The 15,803-nt window shown below is 54.6% G+C and carries 14 protein-coding genes, 3 pseudogenes and 2 riboswitches; of the genes and pseudogenes, 10 read left to right on the forward strand and 7 right to left on the reverse strand.

Annotated features, from left to right (window positions below; translation table 11 throughout):
- The first annotated feature begins 152 nt into the window (after window positions 1–152).
- The 5 genes from AC27IT_RS15300 (at window position 153) to ribH (ending at window position 5,002) form a co-directional block, all read left to right on the forward strand.
- Window positions 153–803 (forward strand): HAD family hydrolase, encoded by a 651-nt coding sequence (locus tag AC27IT_RS15300; RefSeq protein ID WP_007777814.1) that lies wholly within the window; start codon window positions 153–155, stop codon window positions 801–803.
- An 86-nt stretch (window positions 804–889) separates the two neighbouring features.
- Window positions 890–1,035: riboswitch (FMN riboswitch) on the forward strand.
- 105 nt (window positions 1,036–1,140) lie between these two features.
- A riboswitch (FMN riboswitch) is annotated at window positions 1,141–1,292 on the forward strand.
- 133 nt (window positions 1,293–1,425) lie between these two features.
- Window positions 1,426–2,526, forward strand: a complete 1,101-nt coding sequence (ribD, locus tag AC27IT_RS15305) for a bifunctional diaminohydroxyphosphoribosylaminopyrimidine deaminase/5-amino-6-(5-phosphoribosylamino)uracil reductase RibD (protein WP_429787823.1) — start codon at window positions 1,426–1,428, stop codon at window positions 2,524–2,526.
- A gap of 107 nt (window positions 2,527–2,633) precedes the next feature.
- Window positions 2,634–3,305, forward strand: coding sequence for a riboflavin synthase (locus tag AC27IT_RS15310; RefSeq protein WP_005829414.1), 672 nt, complete (start codon window positions 2,634–2,636; stop codon window positions 3,303–3,305).
- Window positions 3,306–3,323: 18 nt separating this feature from the next.
- A complete protein-coding gene (locus tag AC27IT_RS15315) occupies window positions 3,324–4,523 on the forward strand; it encodes a bifunctional 3,4-dihydroxy-2-butanone-4-phosphate synthase/GTP cyclohydrolase II (RefSeq protein ID WP_005829416.1) in 1,200 nt (399 codons plus the stop codon).
- Window positions 4,524–4,537: 14 nt separating this feature from the next.
- The gene (gene ribH / locus AC27IT_RS15320) at window positions 4,538–5,002 is read left to right on the forward strand and encodes a 6,7-dimethyl-8-ribityllumazine synthase (RefSeq protein ID WP_005829418.1); all 465 of its coding nucleotides are present in this window, start codon (window positions 4,538–4,540) and stop codon (window positions 5,000–5,002) included.
- A 352-nt stretch (window positions 5,003–5,354) separates the two neighbouring features.
- Here the strand turns inward: ribH and AC27IT_RS15325 are convergent.
- From AC27IT_RS15325 to AC27IT_RS15340, 4 genes and pseudogenes are all read right to left on the reverse strand, one after another.
- A pseudogene (locus AC27IT_RS15325) lies at window positions 5,355–5,501 on the reverse strand (IS256 family transposase); the annotation flags it as partial.
- Window positions 5,496–5,639: pseudogene (locus AC27IT_RS15330) on the reverse strand (IS256 family transposase); the annotation flags it as partial. The pseudogenes AC27IT_RS15325 and AC27IT_RS15330, both read right to left, overlap by 6 nt.
- Before the next feature lie 319 nt (window positions 5,640–5,958).
- Window positions 5,959–6,528 carry a hypothetical protein gene (locus tag AC27IT_RS15335; RefSeq protein WP_487091892.1) on the reverse strand — a complete coding sequence of 190 codons (570 nt, stop codon included), beginning with the start codon at window positions 6,526–6,528 and terminating at the stop codon, window positions 5,959–5,961.
- Between the two features lie 103 nt (window positions 6,529–6,631).
- Window positions 6,632–6,787, reverse strand: a complete 156-nt coding sequence (locus AC27IT_RS15340) for a hypothetical protein (protein WP_487091893.1) — start codon at window positions 6,785–6,787, stop codon at window positions 6,632–6,634.
- A gap of 307 nt (window positions 6,788–7,094) precedes the next feature.
- Here AC27IT_RS15340 and AC27IT_RS15345 point away from each other — a divergent pair.
- From AC27IT_RS15345 to AC27IT_RS15360, 4 genes and pseudogenes are all read left to right on the forward strand, one after another.
- Window positions 7,095–7,319 (forward strand): annotated as a pseudogene (locus AC27IT_RS15345) (transposase); the annotation flags it as partial.
- 248 nt (window positions 7,320–7,567) lie between these two features.
- Complete coding sequence (locus tag AC27IT_RS15350; RefSeq protein WP_025843845.1) at window positions 7,568–9,067, forward strand: spore germination protein; 1,500 nt, start codon at window positions 7,568–7,570, stop codon at window positions 9,065–9,067.
- 4 nt (window positions 9,068–9,071) lie between these two features.
- On the forward strand, window positions 9,072–10,157 hold the full coding sequence (locus AC27IT_RS15355) for a GerAB/ArcD/ProY family transporter (protein WP_025843844.1): 1,086 nt from the start codon (window positions 9,072–9,074) through the stop codon (window positions 10,155–10,157).
- On the forward strand, window positions 10,154–11,272 hold the full coding sequence (locus AC27IT_RS15360; protein WP_487091894.1) for a Ger(x)C family spore germination protein: 1,119 nt from the start codon (window positions 10,154–10,156) through the stop codon (window positions 11,270–11,272). Before AC27IT_RS15355 ends, AC27IT_RS15360 begins: the two co-directional genes overlap by 4 nt.
- Before the next feature lie 15 nt (window positions 11,273–11,287).
- Here the strand turns inward: AC27IT_RS15360 and AC27IT_RS15365 are convergent, their stop codons facing one another.
- The 3 genes from AC27IT_RS15365 to AC27IT_RS15375 all read right to left on the reverse strand — a co-directional run bounded on the left by AC27IT_RS15365 (window position 11,288) and on the right by AC27IT_RS15375 (window position 14,586).
- Window positions 11,288–12,817, reverse strand: coding sequence for an aldehyde dehydrogenase family protein (locus AC27IT_RS15365; RefSeq protein WP_025843842.1), 1,530 nt, complete (start codon window positions 12,815–12,817; stop codon window positions 11,288–11,290).
- A gap of 2 nt (window positions 12,818–12,819) precedes the next feature.
- The gene (locus AC27IT_RS15370) at window positions 12,820–13,470 is read right to left on the reverse strand and encodes a TetR/AcrR family transcriptional regulator (RefSeq protein ID WP_221842884.1); all 651 of its coding nucleotides are present in this window, start codon (window positions 13,468–13,470) and stop codon (window positions 12,820–12,822) included.
- A 108-nt stretch (window positions 13,471–13,578) separates the two neighbouring features.
- Window positions 13,579–14,586: a M23 family metallopeptidase gene (locus AC27IT_RS15375; protein ID WP_005829427.1), complete on the reverse strand. Its 1,008-nt coding sequence runs from the start codon at window positions 14,584–14,586 to the stop codon at window positions 13,579–13,581.
- Window positions 14,587–14,750: 164 nt separating this feature from the next.
- On the opposite strand from AC27IT_RS15375, the gene larC2 reads away from it, so the two are divergent.
- Window positions 14,751–15,794: a nickel pincer cofactor biosynthesis protein LarC2 gene (larC2, locus tag AC27IT_RS15380; protein WP_025843840.1), complete on the forward strand. Its 1,044-nt coding sequence runs from the start codon at window positions 14,751–14,753 to the stop codon at window positions 15,792–15,794.
- Window positions 15,795–15,803 lie beyond the last annotated feature (9 nt).

Genomic DNA, 15,803 nt, shown 5'->3' on the forward strand with positions numbered 1-15,803 from the left:
ATATTACTATGTCATTTTTGGTTCTCCATATGGAAAAAGTCTTGTTTCCAGCATTCGGAAATCGGGGGAGCAGCTTGTTTGCTATACTGAAAAAAGCGGCTTGCGAGCGCAAGAGATGGGAACGGACCGAAGACGAGGGGGCTGGAAAGGAAATGAACAGACGCTTTGCAACAGGCATCATTTTTGACATGGACAATACGCTGCTGCACTCGAAGATCAATTTTGCGGAAATGAAGCGGGCAATTTTTCAGTTGTGGACGGAGCATGGTCTGATAGAGCCGACCTTCGACTGGCACAGCCATACCGCCTCGCAACTAATCGAGCTTGGCCGAAAGTCGGGCAGGCTGACCAGCCAGCTCGAACAGGAGATGTGGGGAGCCGTCACGGCAATCGAAAAGGCGGGAATGCACGAGGCTGTTCTCGAGAACCATGCCCAGGAAGTACTCGCGCAGCTCATGGAGCGGCATCATTTGTTCATTTTGACCAACAACGCCTACGCTGCCGCAGAGGAAGCGCTGCACCAAACCGGTATTGCGGGCTGCTTCGAGAAGATTGTGGCGCGCGAGCAGATGACGACCTTGAAGCCGCACCCGTCCGGGATTCATTACATTCGCAGGCAGTATCCCGATATGCCTGCTTCGGCCTGGACGATGGTCGGGGATTCCTGGATTGACGGAAAAGCCGCGCAGGACGGGGAGGTGGCGTTTATCGCCTACCAGGGACATGCGCAAGACATGGAGCGCCATGACGTGGCACCGCAAGCGTACATTGCGGATTTGCGCGAGCTGCTGACTATGTTGTAACAAAGCTTGCAGGCAGGAGAAAAACACTTCTGCCTAAAAAAATGACAGCGAACGTGAAAAATGTGCTATACTTTGCCTAACTGAATACCAGCCTTCAGGGTAGGGTGAAATTCCCGACCGGCGGTAATGACGAACGCACGTCTGAGCCCGCGACTCGCTATCGCAGTTGGATAGCGACTGACTTGGTGCAAATCCAAGGCCGACGGTAAAGTCCGGATGGGAGAAGGTATTGGCATAACCTCGGAGCTGTTTTTTCAAAAACAGGCATTTGCGAGGTTTCTTTCCCTACGCCCTGAGCATGTTCTCACGGGCGTTTTTTGTTCCGCAACTTCATAGCGAAAATCTTCAGGGCAAGGTGAAATTCCTGACCGGCGGTAATGGCGATGGCGAACCATCGTCTGAGCCCGCGACTCGTGGACCGTGACGGTTTGCGACTGATCTGGTGCAACTCCAGAGCCGACGGTAAAGTCCGGATGGAAGAAGAGCTGACTGCGCTTTTTGGCATCGTTATTTTTGCAAAAAACGAATGCGAGAAGGCTTCTTTCCCTGTGCCCTGAAACGCTTGAGGTTTCGAGGGCTTTTTGTTTTGGCTGGAATCCAGGCAGGAAAAAGGAGGTTTTACATGGAGCAGGACAAGCGGTTCATGGCATTGGCGCTGGAGCTGGCGCGCTCGGCCCACGGCCAGACCAGCCCCAATCCACTGGTCGGTGCAGTCCTGGTGAACAACGGAGCAGTTGCAGGCATGGGCGCGCATTTGCGTGCCGGGGAGCCGCATGCGGAGGTGCATGCGCTGCGCATGGCAGGGGAAAAGGCGGCTGGCGCTACTTTGTACGTGACGCTGGAGCCGTGCAGCCACTTCGGAAAAACGCCCCCTTGCGCCGATGCGGTAGTGGCGGCGGGGATTCGCCGGGCTGTGATTGCGACGCTGGACCCGAATCCGCTCGTGGCTGGAAAAGGCGTGGAGAAGCTGCGCGCCGCAGGAGTGGAAGTGCTCGTCGGGGTAGGCGAAGCGGAAGCGAAAAGGCTCAACGAGGTGTTTTTCCACTACATCACGACGAAGCGCCCGTTTGTGACGGTGAAAACGGCGAGCACGCTGGACGGCAAAATCGCTTCGGTCACAGGACACAGCCGCTGGATCACGGGCGAACGGGCGCGCGCGGAGGTGCACGAACTGCGGAGACAGCACGATGCGATTTTGGTCGGGGTAGGAACCGTTTTGGCGGACGATCCGCTTTTGACGGCCAGACAAGGGGAGCAGTTGTATGGGCGGCAGCCTGTGCGGATCGTCCTGGACAGCGAGCTTCGCACGCCACTTGCAGCGCGCGTGATCGAAAATGCGGATGCGCCGACCTGGATTTTCACGACAGAGGCGGCTCCGCCAGAAAAGCGTGCGGCATTGGCGGCAAAAGGCGTCAGGCTGTTTGTGGCAAGCGGACAAATTTCGGTGGAAAACGTACTGGATACGCTGGGCGAGTGCGGGATTACTTCGCTGCTGGTTGAAGGCGGGCAGGCAGTGAACGGGGCGTTTTTACAGGCGCGCGCGATTCAGAAGATCGTCAGCTACGTGTCGTTGAAGCTGATCGGCGGAAGCGGCGCGCCCACGCCATTTGGCGGACCGGGCTTCGCCACGATGGATCAGACTGTCCGGCTTGCGGATGCAACTGTCGAGCTGCTGGATGAGCAGGACGTGCGCATAAGCGGTTATCCGCTATGGGAAAAGTAGCTGGAAGCAGGTTTTCCGTTTTCTGCGCATTCGCGCCAGAGAGCAGCAGTCGCCAGACGACGGGAGCAAATTTTTGTTCAGCAAGCACAAAGAGGAGGAAAAGGCCGATGTTTACCGGACTGGTGGAGGAAGTCGGAACGTTGGAATCCAGCACAGGCAACGGGCAGGCGAGTCGGCTGGTCATTCGGGCGCAGCGGGTGCTGGAAGGCGTCAAGCTCGGCGACAGTATCGCCGTCAACGGGATTTGCCTGACGGTCACGTCTTTTTCGGCTCGGCATTTTAGCGTAGATGTCATGCCGGAGACGATGAAAAAGACAACCCTCCGTCACCTGCGCACAGGCCAGCGGGTCAATCTGGAGCGGGCGATGCGGCTGGGCGACCGCTTTGGCGGGCATATCGTCTCCGGGCATATCGACGGAACGGGCACGATTTTGTCCCGAGAGCCGCACGCCAACGCTGTGCTGTTTCGCATCGAAGCCGCGCCGGAGCTGTTACGATACGTCATCAGGCAAGGCTCGATCTGCGTCGATGGCATCAGTCTTACGGTCGTGGACGTTGCCGATGCGCATTTTTCGGTGTCGATCATCCCGCATACGCTGGCAGCAACCAGCCTGCACGATCGGCGCGCGGGCGATCAGGTGAACCTGGAGACAGATATTATCGGCAAGTACGTCGAGCGGCTTTTGGGCTATCGCGGCAAGCCAGCAGGCGGCAATCAGACCGAAGCAAAAGGCGCGAAAATCAGCATGGCTTTTTTGCAGGAAAACGGATTCGTTTGAACGAGGAGGGACAAGCCCATGTTTCATCGCATAGAAGAGGCGCTGGAAGATTTGCGCCAAGGAAAAGCCATCATCGTCGTGGATGACGAGGATCGGGAAAATGAAGGGGACTTCGTCTGCCTGGCGGAAGCGGCTGCGCCGGAGATGATTAACTTTATGGCGACGCACGGGCGCGGTCTTGTCTGCGTCCCGGTGACGGAGGAACAGGCCGCGCGGCTTGCGCTCACCCCAATGGTCAGGCACAACACGGACAAGCAAGGGACGGCGTTTACCGTGTCGATTGACGAGGTGAGCACGCATACAGGCATCTCGGCGCAGGAGCGTTCGCAGACCGTGCTGGCGATGCTGGACGAGCGGAAGACGGCAGAGGACTTTCGCAGGCCGGGGCATATTTTTCCGCTGATTGCGAGAGCCGGGGGCGTTTTGCGGCGGGCGGGCCATACCGAAGCGGCGGTGGACCTCGCCCGGCTGGCGGGGAGCGTGCCCGCAGGTGTCATTTGCGAAATCATGAACGAGGATGGCTCGATGGCGCGGTTGCCGCAGCTCGTGGAGATCGCTCGCCGCTTCGACTTGAAGCTGATTACGATTGCCGATCTGATCGCCTACCGGATGCGCACCGAATCGCACGTGCGAAAAGAAATCGAAGTGAGCCTGCCGACGAGCTATGGCGATTTTCGGATCGCCGCCTATACGAACGAGCTGGACGGCAAAGAGCACGTGGCGCTCATCAAGGGCGAGATTGATTCGGCCAAGCCCGTTCTCGTCCGGGTGCATTCCGAGTGCCTCACAGGAGATATTTTCGGGTCCCACCGCTGCGATTGCGGCCCGCAACTGCATGCTGCGCTGGAGCAGATCGAGGCGGCGGGCTCCGGCATCCTTTTGTACATGCGTCAGGAAGGCCGCGGCATCGGGCTTATTAACAAGCTGCGCGCCTACAAGCTGCAGGAGGAAGGGCTGGATACGGTGGAGGCGAACGAAAAGCTCGGATTCCCCGCCGATCTGCGCGATTACGGCATCGGGGCGCAAATTCTCCGCGACCTGGGCGTGCAAAAAATGCGGCTTTTGACCAATAACCCGCGCAAAATCCGGGGGCTGGACGGCTACGGGCTGAAGGTGGAGGAACGGGTGCCGCTGCAAATGCAGGCACATCCGCACAACAAACGGTATTTGTCGACCAAACAGGAGAAGCTGGGACACCTGCTTCATTTCAAAGGCTAAGGAGAGTGGAGAAGATGAGAACATTTGAGGGACATTTGGTAGGAACGGGCTTGCGCGTAGGGATTGTAGCAGGAAGATTTAACGAGCTGATCGTCAGCAAGCTGGTAGGCGGTGCGCTCGATGCGTTGAAGCGCCACGGCGTAGAGGAAGACAACGTAGACGTGGCCTGGGTGCCGGGCGCTTTTGAAATTCCGTTGATCGCGAAAAAAATGGCCGAGTCGGGGCGCTATGACGCGGTTGTGACATTGGGCGCGGTCATCCGCGGAGCGACTCCGCACTTCGACTACGTCTGCAACGAAGCAGCCAAAGGCGTCGCCTCGCTGTCGCTTTCCACCGGGATTCCGGTCATTTTTGGCGTGCTGACGACGGACAACATCGAGCAAGCGATTGAGCGCGCCGGCACAAAAGCGGGCAACAAAGGCTGGGAAGCGGCAACGGCAGCGATTGAAATGGCGAACCTGTCCAAGCAGTTCGCCTAAGCGACACGAATCGCTTGTCTGGGTGCGAAACGGGGGCTGCGGCTCCCGTTTTTTCGTTTGCCCGAAAGCACACATAGATCCCATTCTTGATTCATGTTATTTGGCTGATATTTTTTGTGAATGAAGTGCTAAACCAATGAAGGAAAGTAAAGGGAATGCCTGGTAGGAAGAGTAATGTAATTTTTTTTGTGTAAATGGGTTTTTAACAGGTGAATAGTTACGTCAACGGCTTTACATGGAGGAGCGGGCATGATAGATTCGTTAGCCATGCTATGCATGGTTGACTGGCATCGCCCAATCGCAAGGAATCATGCCCGCAGAGGCTCCATGTCAGGCCGACCTAACAGCCTCTTTATGCGGACAGTTCCCCTTGCAAGCGGCTTCCAAAATGGATGGCCAGTTGCGATATACATTCTTTCCAGCACCGAAGTGGCATGGTTCATTTATTTGATGCCTCCATGGTTGCCAGTTAGATAATTTTCCGTAAGGCATCGTCAGCATTATGTTTGGCATAGCCTAAATGATCGTCCATTTCCGCTTCAAACAACTGCTGGATGGTGTCACGGAAGAGGTTCTTGAGCATCTCATGAACGTCCTCGATGGCTCGGCAATCTTTCGCTAATGCTTTGATCGTCATGGTTAACGCCCGATGTATTCAAAAATAATGATATAGAGGACAAGGAGAAGTAAGAAACTAATTATGGATACTGTTTTAGCGGTTTTAAATCTTGTATTGTTTTTTTCAGTTAATGCTTTCATTACTTCAATAAGATTCCATATGAATGATAACGCTACGATAACCATTATTGATAGGTAGAATGATAAGTAGAAAATTTTCAAAAGTAATCACTCCCCAAAAAAGTTGGCCAATTATTGTTTCTGATTGTAATAAATTCACCATAACTAAAACTAGATCCTCTCTTACTTTGGGGAGGATCTAGTTTTAGTTATATAGATTAGTATCGAAACACAATACCGAAGTCTTCAACCTTAGTAACTGATGCCGGTTCAATAGCAAAACCTGCTGGATAGACAGCAAAGGCAACAGATCCCAAAGTCCAAGTTTGATGACCATATTCAAATTTTATGTTTACTGTACCAGACTCATTTTTTTCGACGTATACATATTGTGATATATACCCTTTGTGAGCATTATTACTTGGCATTGCTTCCAAATCAATTTTCGATCCTACGCCAACACCAGGATCCCAATCATCAGGGGTAGTATAGGTTGAACAACTCCATTTAGCTGAAGTATTGTTGTCAGGTCTATAACAATATCTGTATTCATGCTGCTGAACTTTTCCACGTGATGACATCGGGAGGAAGCATTTTGATGTAACTGGAAAACCAATACTCAAGCCGTCTGTAAGTTCCCATTCAGGACTTTTTGACCATTCGTAACTTCCATATAAATAAAACTTTTTATAACCAGTCATGTCACTATTTACCGAAAATGCGGTAGCGTTTAAATCTAGTATTCCACCATCTAAAGCTACTTGAGGTGTGATTGTATTCTTATCCATAAATTCTTCTTCTCTTACAGTTTTACTATTAGATGCCAACTTTTTAGCGTTGTTTTCAAGTAATTCTTTGAGTACATCATCTGGGAAATTCGCAAGTTCTTCTTCATGTTAACCCTATATCGTCAACTATACGATTGATTTCTTTTTTTGTTAAAGTAGTTTCTTCTTCCCATGACGGCGGTTGTTTAGCAGTAGAAGGAGCAACGAAAGTTAATAGGGATAAGCTCAAAGCCAAAACACTTAAGTAAAACTTTTTCACTTCCAACACCTCCATATTTGTAATTTGTTTGTAATATAACAAATATAGGTAAAAATTGAAATTTAAAGATTCATCACCATAAATCCGTGATAGACATTGAAAAAACGTAGATGTTCCTCCATCGTGGTTGTTGTCGAGACAAACCATTGAAAGAGAGGAAATCTAACGTTGTCTAACAAGTTTACCACAGGAGCGTCTTGCGCCTACCATGGTCTGCTTGGACGAATTTGCTCTACCAATAGGACACAAGTACGGTGTCACCCTCATGGATGCACAAAGTGGACATATCTGACAGGTCACAGAAGGTCGTTCACGTAAACAGGTTCGTAACGCTCTCATGAACTGGCCCTTTGCTACGCCTCCACAAGTTGTTGTGACCGACTTGGCTCATAGAATGGCTGAGATAGTTCGAAGCGTTTGGAAGGATGCAACTGTAGTAGCAGACAAGTTCAATGTCATTCAACTTTTCTCCAAATCACTAGAAGCTACGCGAAAACGTACCCATTCGCGGGCAACTCATCGCCGGGGGTAGACATGAACAACGTCTGCTCCACACATCTCCCGATAAACGAAAACCTGAGGAACAAGAGGAATTGAAAGCCTGGTTCAGTCGATTGCAAAAACAATTGTCCATTGGCGCGAGCCGATTCAGAATTATTTTTCGTTTCGGATCACGAATGCCTCTTACTCCACTCCCTTCAAAAGCACACGCCAATGGATAAAATCACCACGTATCGGTCAAAGTAAGAAGGATTTTCCTGCAGATCGAGGGGATTCAACATGAGGCCGACAGATTGGTGGAGAGAGCAAGTAACCAAGGTCGCAGAAGCCAGAAGGCACGAGCAGCCGTCTGGTCGCGGCGAACGCATCACGCCGCACATGGTAAAAGAACAATTGGCGAACGTGGATGACCTCAGCAGTCTGTCCTTGACGATCAATGAGGAAGAGGTACACGTTTTTTTTCTAGATACGATGGTAGATTTGACGCAAGTGTACGAAACCGTCTTTTTGCCGTTGCAACGCTCGGATGGAAAAGACCCGTTGCGGGTGTTGCCTTATGCGCAGCCGTGCCAGTCCGATGACATGGGCAGGCTGATGAACAATTTGCTGCGCGGCCATACGATCCTGTTTTTCCTGGACAGGGAGCTGATTTTGCACGTCAATACGTTTCAGGTCGAGCATCGCTCCATCACGAAGTCGGAGAGCGAGGCGACTGTGCTCGGGCCGCAGGATTCGTTTGTGGAGATGCTGGAAATCAATCTGTCGATGCTGCGGCGCAGGCTGACCACGCCGAATCTGAAAATACTCGCCTACACGATCGGCACCGAGACGAAGAACAGGGTAGCCGTGCTGTACCTGGAAAATATCGCGAATGACGAAAACGTGGAGCGGGTAAAAACGCGGATTCAAAACGTCGAGTACCAGGGCTTTGTCGGGATGCCCGTGTTGAAGCAGATGCTGGAGGACAAGCCGTACTCGCCGTTCCCGCAGTTCGGGCTGACGGGGCGGCCTGACAATGTGACAGCAGCGCTGTTGGACGGCCGCATCATCATTATGCTCAACGGCAGCCCGGATGCGGCGATTTGTCCCGCCTCCTTTCTGGAGATGTTCAGCAGCCCGGAAGACTTTTACAACCGCTGGTCGACCGCCAGCCTGCTGCGGATGATCCGCTTTTTCGGACTGTTTGTCACGATTTTGCTCACATCGAGCTACGTATCTGTCCTGACCTTTCATCCGGAAATGCTTCCTCCCGCTTTGTTGACGATTTTGTCCCAGTCGCGCAGCCAGGTTCCGTTTCCTCCTGTGATCGAAGTGCTGTTCATCGAGCTGGTCATCGAAGTTTTGCGGGAAGCCGGGATACGCATGCCGACGAAAATCGGGCAAACCATCGGTATCGTCGGAGGTATCGTGATCGGGACGGCCTCTGTGCAGGCGGGTCTGGCGAGCAACATTCTGATCGTTCTCGTGTCCATCTCAGCGCTGCTCTCGTTTGTGCCGCCGAATTTTTTGATGAGCAACGCCATTCGGCTGGTGCGATACGGCTTTATTTTGATGGCTGGCTTGATGGGGATGTACGGGCAGATGCTCATGCTGGCCTTTTTGTTCGCGCATCTGCTCAACCTGACCTCGCTCGGCACTCCGTGCATGGCGCCCGGCGTGCCGCGTCAGTGGACAGACTTGTTGAACGGCCTCGTGCGCGCACCGATGAAGTTCATCGTCTATCGCAACCGCATGTCCCGAGCAAAACGCAAACAGACGCGTCCCATTGGTGAGGAGTAGATAGATGGACAGAGGAAAGATTCACAGCCTGCGTCCGGTTCTTGTTGTAGGACTGGTAATCAATACGATGGTGGGGGTCAATTTGCTGTCCCTTGCCCATTATGCCAGCAAAATGGGATACAACCTGTGGTGGTCGCCGATTTTGATGGGGCTGATCGTCACGCTCACGATTTTTCCGATGATCGCTTTGTGCAGGCGCTACCCGGAGGACACGCTTTTTCGGATTCATGAAAAGCTGCTCGGCAAGTGGCTGGGCAGAGGGATCAACGTCGTGGTGATTGTCTACGCCATCTTGAACGCCTCTACCGCGAACGAAGGCTATGTGCGGCTTTTGCAGACGTCGATGCTGAACAACCAGACGATCACCGTGCCGCTGCTCGGCCTGACGCTCGTGATGTTTTACATTACCAACGGCGGAATCAAGCTGGTCGCCAGGTTTTGCTTGCTGGCGCTGTTCTTTACGGGCTGGATGCTCTTGCTGCTGCAATACGGCTTTCAGGAAGGGGGAATCACGCACATCTTTCCGCTGTTCAATACGGATCTGGCCAGCGTGCTGGACGCGCTCAACCAATCGTTCGGGAGCATGCTCGGGTATGAGGTGCTGCTGATTTACTATCCGTTTATTGTCGAAAAGAAAAAGGCGTTGAAGCACGTGCTGATCGGCGTATGGTCAGTGGTTTTGTTTTACGTGCTGGTGCTGATTACGAGTGTGGCCTACTTTTCCGAATGGCAGATGGCGAATCTCGTCTATCCGATCCTGAATCTGTTCAAGGCGGTGGAGCTGTCTTTCATGGAGCGGATCGAAAATCTCGGCATCGGCTTGTGGGTGTTTCTCATTCTCAGCACGTCCACGACGTATTTGTGGATGGCTCGCACGGGGATAGAAGACATGGCAAGAAAACAGCGGCTCTGGCATCTTCTGTTGCCGACGGCGATCTCCTACTACATGATTCGCGGCCCGCTTGCGGTGGAAGACCAACGGTTCATTTATGACTATGTGACCGTTTATTTGGGGTATGGCTTGATTTTGTGGCCGATCTTTTTATTGCTGCTGCACGCCCTGCGTTCGGGAAGGGGAGAGGGAGCATGATGAGGTGGATCTGTTGGTATTTGATATCGACGGTTTTTTCCCTGGCGCTTGCCGGATGCACGGGAGAGTTCGAGCGGCCAGCCCTCGAAGACATGGCGATGATCGGCGTCATGGGCTTTGACTACATCGACGACAAGCAAATGAACGTCGTTGTCGCCATCCCCGTTCCCGCCAGAGGAAAGGAATCGACACAAGTTTACTCGACCAAAGCTTCCATGACGAGCGAAGCGATGTTGAAGCTCGCCACAAAATCCGAACGGACGATGACGCTGTCACAGCTTCGCGTCATTTTGTTCAGCGAGGAGCTGGTGCGCAAAGTCGGCATCGGCAAAGTCGTGCTCGACCTGTACCGGAATCCGATTGTGGGCGAGAACGTATTCATCGCGATTGTCAAAGGCAAAGCGGAAGATATCATCAGGGGCGAGTACCGAAACAAGCCGGAAGTGAACACGTATTTGAACGATTTGCTGCGTCCGCGGGTGGAAACGGCTTTTTCGTCTTTTTCTACGATCCACGACTTTGTGTTCATGATGACCAGCAAGACGGGCGATCCGAACTTGCCCTATTTAATCAAGCAAAACGGAAACATTCAGATCGCCAAAGTCGCTCTGCTGCGCAAAGACAAGCTGATCGGCTTCTACTCGCAGCGCGAAGGCAAGCTGGTGCAATGCTTGCTCGGACAAAAGCGGCTTCCCCGCGTCAAGTTTGAGCTGACGGAGCAGACGAACGAAGGCGAGCGTCTGGAAGAGATCATTTTCGATTTTGTCTGGTCCAAGTCAAAAGTGCGGAGCAACGGCAACCAGAAAAAGCCCGTCATTGACATCAACCTCGAACTGCGGGGAATGGTGGTAGGCTACGATGGCAAGAAAAATTTGGACAAACGACCGCAAATGGAAAAGCTCGTGAAGCAGATGGAAGCGCTGATTAAACGGGAGACCACTGTGATGCTGAAAAAATTTCAACAAGAGGGCGTTGATCCGGCCGGAATCGAAGAGAGCCTGCGCCAGAAATACTACGGAAAATGGACGCGGGAAAAAGGGCTCGCGCTCTATCAGCAGGCCGGATTCAACATCAAGGTCAAGCTCGATATACTCGGCTACGGCACGATCAAGTAAGCGTGGCCGCTCGCGTTATCGCAACCGTTTCAGCTCCCGCCAGATCGCTTTCAGCGTCGGGCGGTCCCATTTTGGCCGCTTTCCGTACAGAAAATGGGTCAAGCCGCTGAACATCAACTGCTGGTCTTCTGTGTACGGGTACCAGTTGAACTCGCGTTTTTTCGAGCCGGGGTCGTGAATGACCGAGATGCTGTGCGTGAACGCTTGCAGCCCGGCTGGCCCGCGGTAGCGGCCGATGCCGCTCTCTTTGACCCCGCCGAACGGGAGGTGCGGATTGGCGTAGCTGATGATGACGTCGTTAATGCACACGTTGCCGCTCAACAGCTTTTCTGCTACGCGCTGCGCTCTTTGTTTGTCAGACGACCAGACAGACGCATTCAGGCCGTAGGGCGACTCGTTTGCCAGGCGGATAGCTTCTGCCTCGTCGGAAAACGTCATGATCGGCAGGACAGGGCCGAATGTTTCTTCCCGCATGATCTTCATGTCCGGCGTGACGTCTGTCAGGATGGTCGGGGGGATGAACATGCTGTCGGTTTGCGGCAGCCCGCCTGTGACGGCTTTGGCTCCGGCGGCGAGCGCTTCCTCGATATGCGCCCGGACGATGCCGAGCTGCTCACGCGAAGTCATCGAGCCGACTTCCGCCTGAGCGGGAAACCGTTGGCGCAGCGCTTTCGTTTTTTCCGTGACCAACCGCAAAAACTCGGGGTACACACGTTCGTGCACGTACAGCCGCTCAACGGACATGCACACCTGGCCGGAGTTCGTAAAAGCGCCCCAGATCGCTCCGTTTGCCGCCCTCTCCAGATTCGCGTCTTCGAAGACGATCATCGGGTCTTTTCCGCCCAGCTCCAGCGAGACCGGAATCAGATGCTCCGCTGCTGCGGCCATAATTTTTTTGCCTGTGGCGGCCGAGCCTGTAAAAAAGATTTTGTCCGGGCGGGCCGCCACCAGCCGACTGCCGACCTCGCGTCCCCCGTGCAGGACGGTGACGACTCCTTCCGGCAGCCCGGCAACGGCAAACAGCTCTTCGATGAGCAGGCCAGTAGAAGGAGTGACTTCGGACGGTTTGAGAATGACCGTATTTCCCGCGACAAGCGCGGACAGCATCGGGATGATCGCCAGTTGAAACGGATAGTTCCACGGCGAAATGACCGCGATTACCCCCATCGGCTTGTAGTGAATGTACGATTTTTTCGGCCAGAGCACGAGCGGGGTCGGCACGGGCTGGGCAGCCAGCATTTGCGGCGCGTGCTTCTCGTAAAAGCGGATCGTATCGGCAGTGACAAAAATTTCGGTCATGTACGCTTCGATGGTCACTTTTCCGGTGGCCTGGCTGATTTTTTCCGCCAGTTCTTCGCCGTGCTCGACGAGATAGTGGCGCAGGCGCGTCAAGTAGCGCAGCCGTTCGGACAGGGAGGTAGCGGACCACGCTTCAAAGGCGAGCCGGGCTTTGGCGACTGCCGCGTCTACCTGGGCGGGACTGGCTTCAGTCACGGAGCCGAATGTCTCGCCCGTGGCCGGATTGCGCAGAGGGAGTACGGACATTATCAATCACCTCGTTCGACAGGATGGGTGGCAGGTGAACCAGAAGAAAAAAGCGACTCGAGAACATGGTGGAGAGCAAGCTGAAAGCGGCTGATCGCTTCTGCGGCCGTTCGGGATTCGTCCAGCAAGCTTTGCAAGATCATGCCGTCGATCACGGAATAGAGGATCGAGCTTGCCGCGCTCACCTCCACGGCAAGCGCGGCTCCACGCTCCGTCTGCAGCCGCTTGAGCATGCGGGCAATCAGGTCGTGCAGTCGGTTTCGCGTGTGGTGCACCTGCTCCAAAAAGACAGGGGTGTACAGCGCCTGCGCCTGCAAATCGTACCAGAGCCGATGCAGCTTGCGGTCTTCCAGCAGGCTGCGGCCGAGAACGGCAGCGAGAGCCGGGAAAAAGTTGTCCAGGGGAGCGGCAACCACTTCGCGCTCCAGCTCGGCGATGAAGCGTTCCTTGTAGCTGGCGATCACTTCGAGCAGCAATTCTTCCTTGCTGGCAAAATAATAGTGCAGGATGCCGAGCGAGACGCCGGATTCCTTGGCGATATCGCGCAAGGAGACGTGGGCGTAGCCTTTTTCCGCGAGGCAGATCGTCGCCTGCTCGATTAAAAAGGCCCGCTTCGCTTCCGCTTTCGCCTGGCTTTTCGAAGGGGGAGTCATGCTGTGCACCTCGTTTTTGGACGATCGTCCAAATTTTGATTTGATTGTAATGCGTCCGTCTTGCTCCTGTCAACGCCCGAATGGGCACACAAAAAAGAAGCGGCTGTGCTACCGCTTCCTTTGTCGTTCCCAGCGCTTTAGATACGGGTAAGGGTCGAAAGCCCAGTCAGCTCCCCCAGTCTCCCGATACATGCCGTAGTGCAGGTGGGGCGGGAATTTTCCGGCGGTGCCAGGCTTGCCGTAGCCGGAGCTGCCGACGTATCCGATCACTTGCCCCGGCTCCACGATGTCGCCGGGCTTCAGTCCCTTTTTGAACGACGACAGGTGGGCGAAGTAATGATACACATTGCCCATGTCGCGCATGCCGATCCGCCAGCCGCCATAGCGGTTCCAGCCGATGACCTCGATCACTCCGTAAGCTGTGGAGAGCACGGGCGTCCCGTGTCGGGCGAAAATGTCGGTGCCTTCGTGAATCCGCCGCCCTCCCCAGCCGCGCGCGTCTCCCCAGGTGCTGCGGTAGCTGTAATCGTACCTCGCCGGGATGGGAAAATGACGCTCGTCCAACTGTAGGTGCTGGTATTTTTCGTACACCTGCGCGAACTGCCGGATCGTTTTCACCGAGCGATCCCGCTGGTAGTAAGACCAGACGCCGATTTGCCAGTCATCCGCAGAAAAGCCGTACTGCGCCAGGTAATGAATGAGAGAAGTGAGTGCGTCGAGATCGTTGTTGCGGTCGGCGAGTCCATCCCCGTCGCCGTCCATGCCCATCCCGCCGAAAAACTGGATCGACACCGGATTCGTGTCCTCCTGGTCGGGGTTCATGCTGCCCGTCCAGCGATCACTCGGGATATCAACGGCAGTCAGCCGCGAGGACGATGCCTGGTTGTCCGTTTGCTTTTTGCGTATTTTCATCGTGCGCTCGTACTGATCGATAGCCGCCAAATAGTTCCAGGGAATGCCGTACAAAGACTCCATGCGCCAAAAAAGCTGCAGCCGTTCCCGCAGGAGAGGGTCTGCCTGGTTGGCAGAGGAGCCTTTGGCGAAGGCAGATTCCAGCGGCGAAATGACTGCTGCCACGCATAAGCTGATCTGAATGATGAGGCGGAAAACTCGCATGCCGACTCCCTCCAGCCCGGGTAGTTTCCGTTGTAGTTTCTGCCAGTCTCTGCGGATTATCCGCGAGACTTTTTGGAAGCGGCCGCTGAACTTCTCCGCGCAGCGCAAGCTTCTGGTGTATGATGCAAGGAAGAAATGCTTTTTCAAAAACGGAGGGAGAAAAAATGAAGCTGGTCATTCGGGCAAATGGCCCGCTCTTCCTGGAGTCGCTCGTGAAGCCGCTGCAGCGCATTGCAGGCAGACAGTGTGCGGGATCGTCTGCGTTTTCGGCAGGTGACGCAGTGGACGCCGGGCGCATTTTGGACATGGCGGAACCGTATCGCCCGTATATGGAGGAGGAGCGCTGGCAGTGGGAGACGGCTGCCTTGCGCGAGCTGATGGCAGACCATGGCGCCGGCTCGTGCGGGGGAGAGCTGTATGTGCAGCCGCTTGCCGTGCCATTCGGCCTGTCGCCGCAAGTTTTGTCGCTCGCATCCGGGCTTGTCGTGCGGGAGACGGATGGATTGGACGCAGCGCGAGACTTTTCGGCAGTCGCCATGCTCTGGCTGCAAGTGATGGGCGCAAAGCCGCTGCGGACGCTGGAAGGCGAGCTGCTACAGGTGGAGCATGACGAAGACGGCACAGCGGTGCTTTTGCTTGCGTCAGACGGCAGGAGTGAGGGCGAGGACGCGATCCCCGTTTTTCGCGAGCGCAGGCAGCATGCCGATGAGCATATCGACGAAGGCATGCTGCTGCTGCAAGCGAATGTGGACGACGCCAGTCCGGAGTGGCTCGCCTACCTCATGGAGCAATGCTTCAAGGCAGGGGCCAACGACGTTCATTTTTTGCCAGTCACGATGAAAAAAAGCAGGCCGGGGACCATGGTGCAGGTCATGTGCTATGCAAGCCAGTTGGACGCGATGAAAACGCTGTTGTTCGAGGAAACGACGACGTTTGGCATCCGCTACTTCCCTGTGGCCTGCCATCGCCTGGCGCGACGCCATGTCCGCGTAGAGACGAGCTGGGGCGAAGTTGCGGTCAAGCTCGGCTACCATCGGGGTCAGCGGGTGCAGGTCGCGCCGGAGTACGAGAGCTGCGCGGCGGTTGCCCGAGCCAATGGCGTTTCGTTGAAGCAGGTGCATCAGGAAGCGCTGGAATTGGCGACCCGTAAAAGTTCTGTTAAAAAATGGACAGAAAGGCAGGAGCGAGACGTGCCTCCAAAGAATTGAAAACGTGGA

The sequence above is a fragment of the Brevibacillus sp. YAE8 genome (genome assembly GCF_057543335.1).

What these genes read in the sequence shown, in the direction of transcription:
- larC2 (WP_025843840.1), top strand. Translation starts at nt 14,751, where the DNA reads ATGAAGCTGGTCATTCGGGCAAATGGCCCGCTCTTCCTGGAGTCGCTC.
- AC27IT_RS15375 (WP_005829427.1), bottom strand. Translation starts at nt 14,586, where the DNA reads ATGCGAGTTTTCCGCCTCATCATTCAGATCAGCTTATGCGTGGCAGCA.
- ribH (WP_005829418.1), top strand. Translation starts at nt 4,538, where the DNA reads ATGAGAACATTTGAGGGACATTTGGTAGGAACGGGCTTGCGCGTAGGG.
- AC27IT_RS15350 (WP_025843845.1), top strand. Translation starts at nt 7,568, where the DNA reads ATGAGGCCGACAGATTGGTGGAGAGAGCAAGTAACCAAGGTCGCAGAA.
- AC27IT_RS15310 (WP_005829414.1), top strand. Translation starts at nt 2,634, where the DNA reads ATGTTTACCGGACTGGTGGAGGAAGTCGGAACGTTGGAATCCAGCACA.
- AC27IT_RS15355 (WP_025843844.1), top strand. Translation starts at nt 9,072, where the DNA reads ATGGACAGAGGAAAGATTCACAGCCTGCGTCCGGTTCTTGTTGTAGGA.
- AC27IT_RS15315 (WP_005829416.1), top strand. Translation starts at nt 3,324, where the DNA reads ATGTTTCATCGCATAGAAGAGGCGCTGGAAGATTTGCGCCAAGGAAAA.
- AC27IT_RS15360 (WP_487091894.1), top strand. Translation starts at nt 10,154, where the DNA reads ATGATGAGGTGGATCTGTTGGTATTTGATATCGACGGTTTTTTCCCTG.
- AC27IT_RS15300 (WP_007777814.1), top strand. Translation starts at nt 153, where the DNA reads ATGAACAGACGCTTTGCAACAGGCATCATTTTTGACATGGACAATACG.
- AC27IT_RS15335 (WP_487091892.1), bottom strand. Translation starts at nt 6,528, where the DNA reads ATGGATAAGAATACAATCACACCTCAAGTAGCTTTAGATGGTGGAATA.
- AC27IT_RS15370 (WP_221842884.1), bottom strand. Translation starts at nt 13,470, where the DNA reads ATGACTCCCCCTTCGAAAAGCCAGGCGAAAGCGGAAGCGAAGCGGGCC.
- AC27IT_RS15365 (WP_025843842.1), bottom strand. Translation starts at nt 12,817, where the DNA reads ATGTCCGTACTCCCTCTGCGCAATCCGGCCACGGGCGAGACATTCGGC.
- ribD (WP_429787823.1), top strand. Translation starts at nt 1,426, where the DNA reads ATGGAGCAGGACAAGCGGTTCATGGCATTGGCGCTGGAGCTGGCGCGC.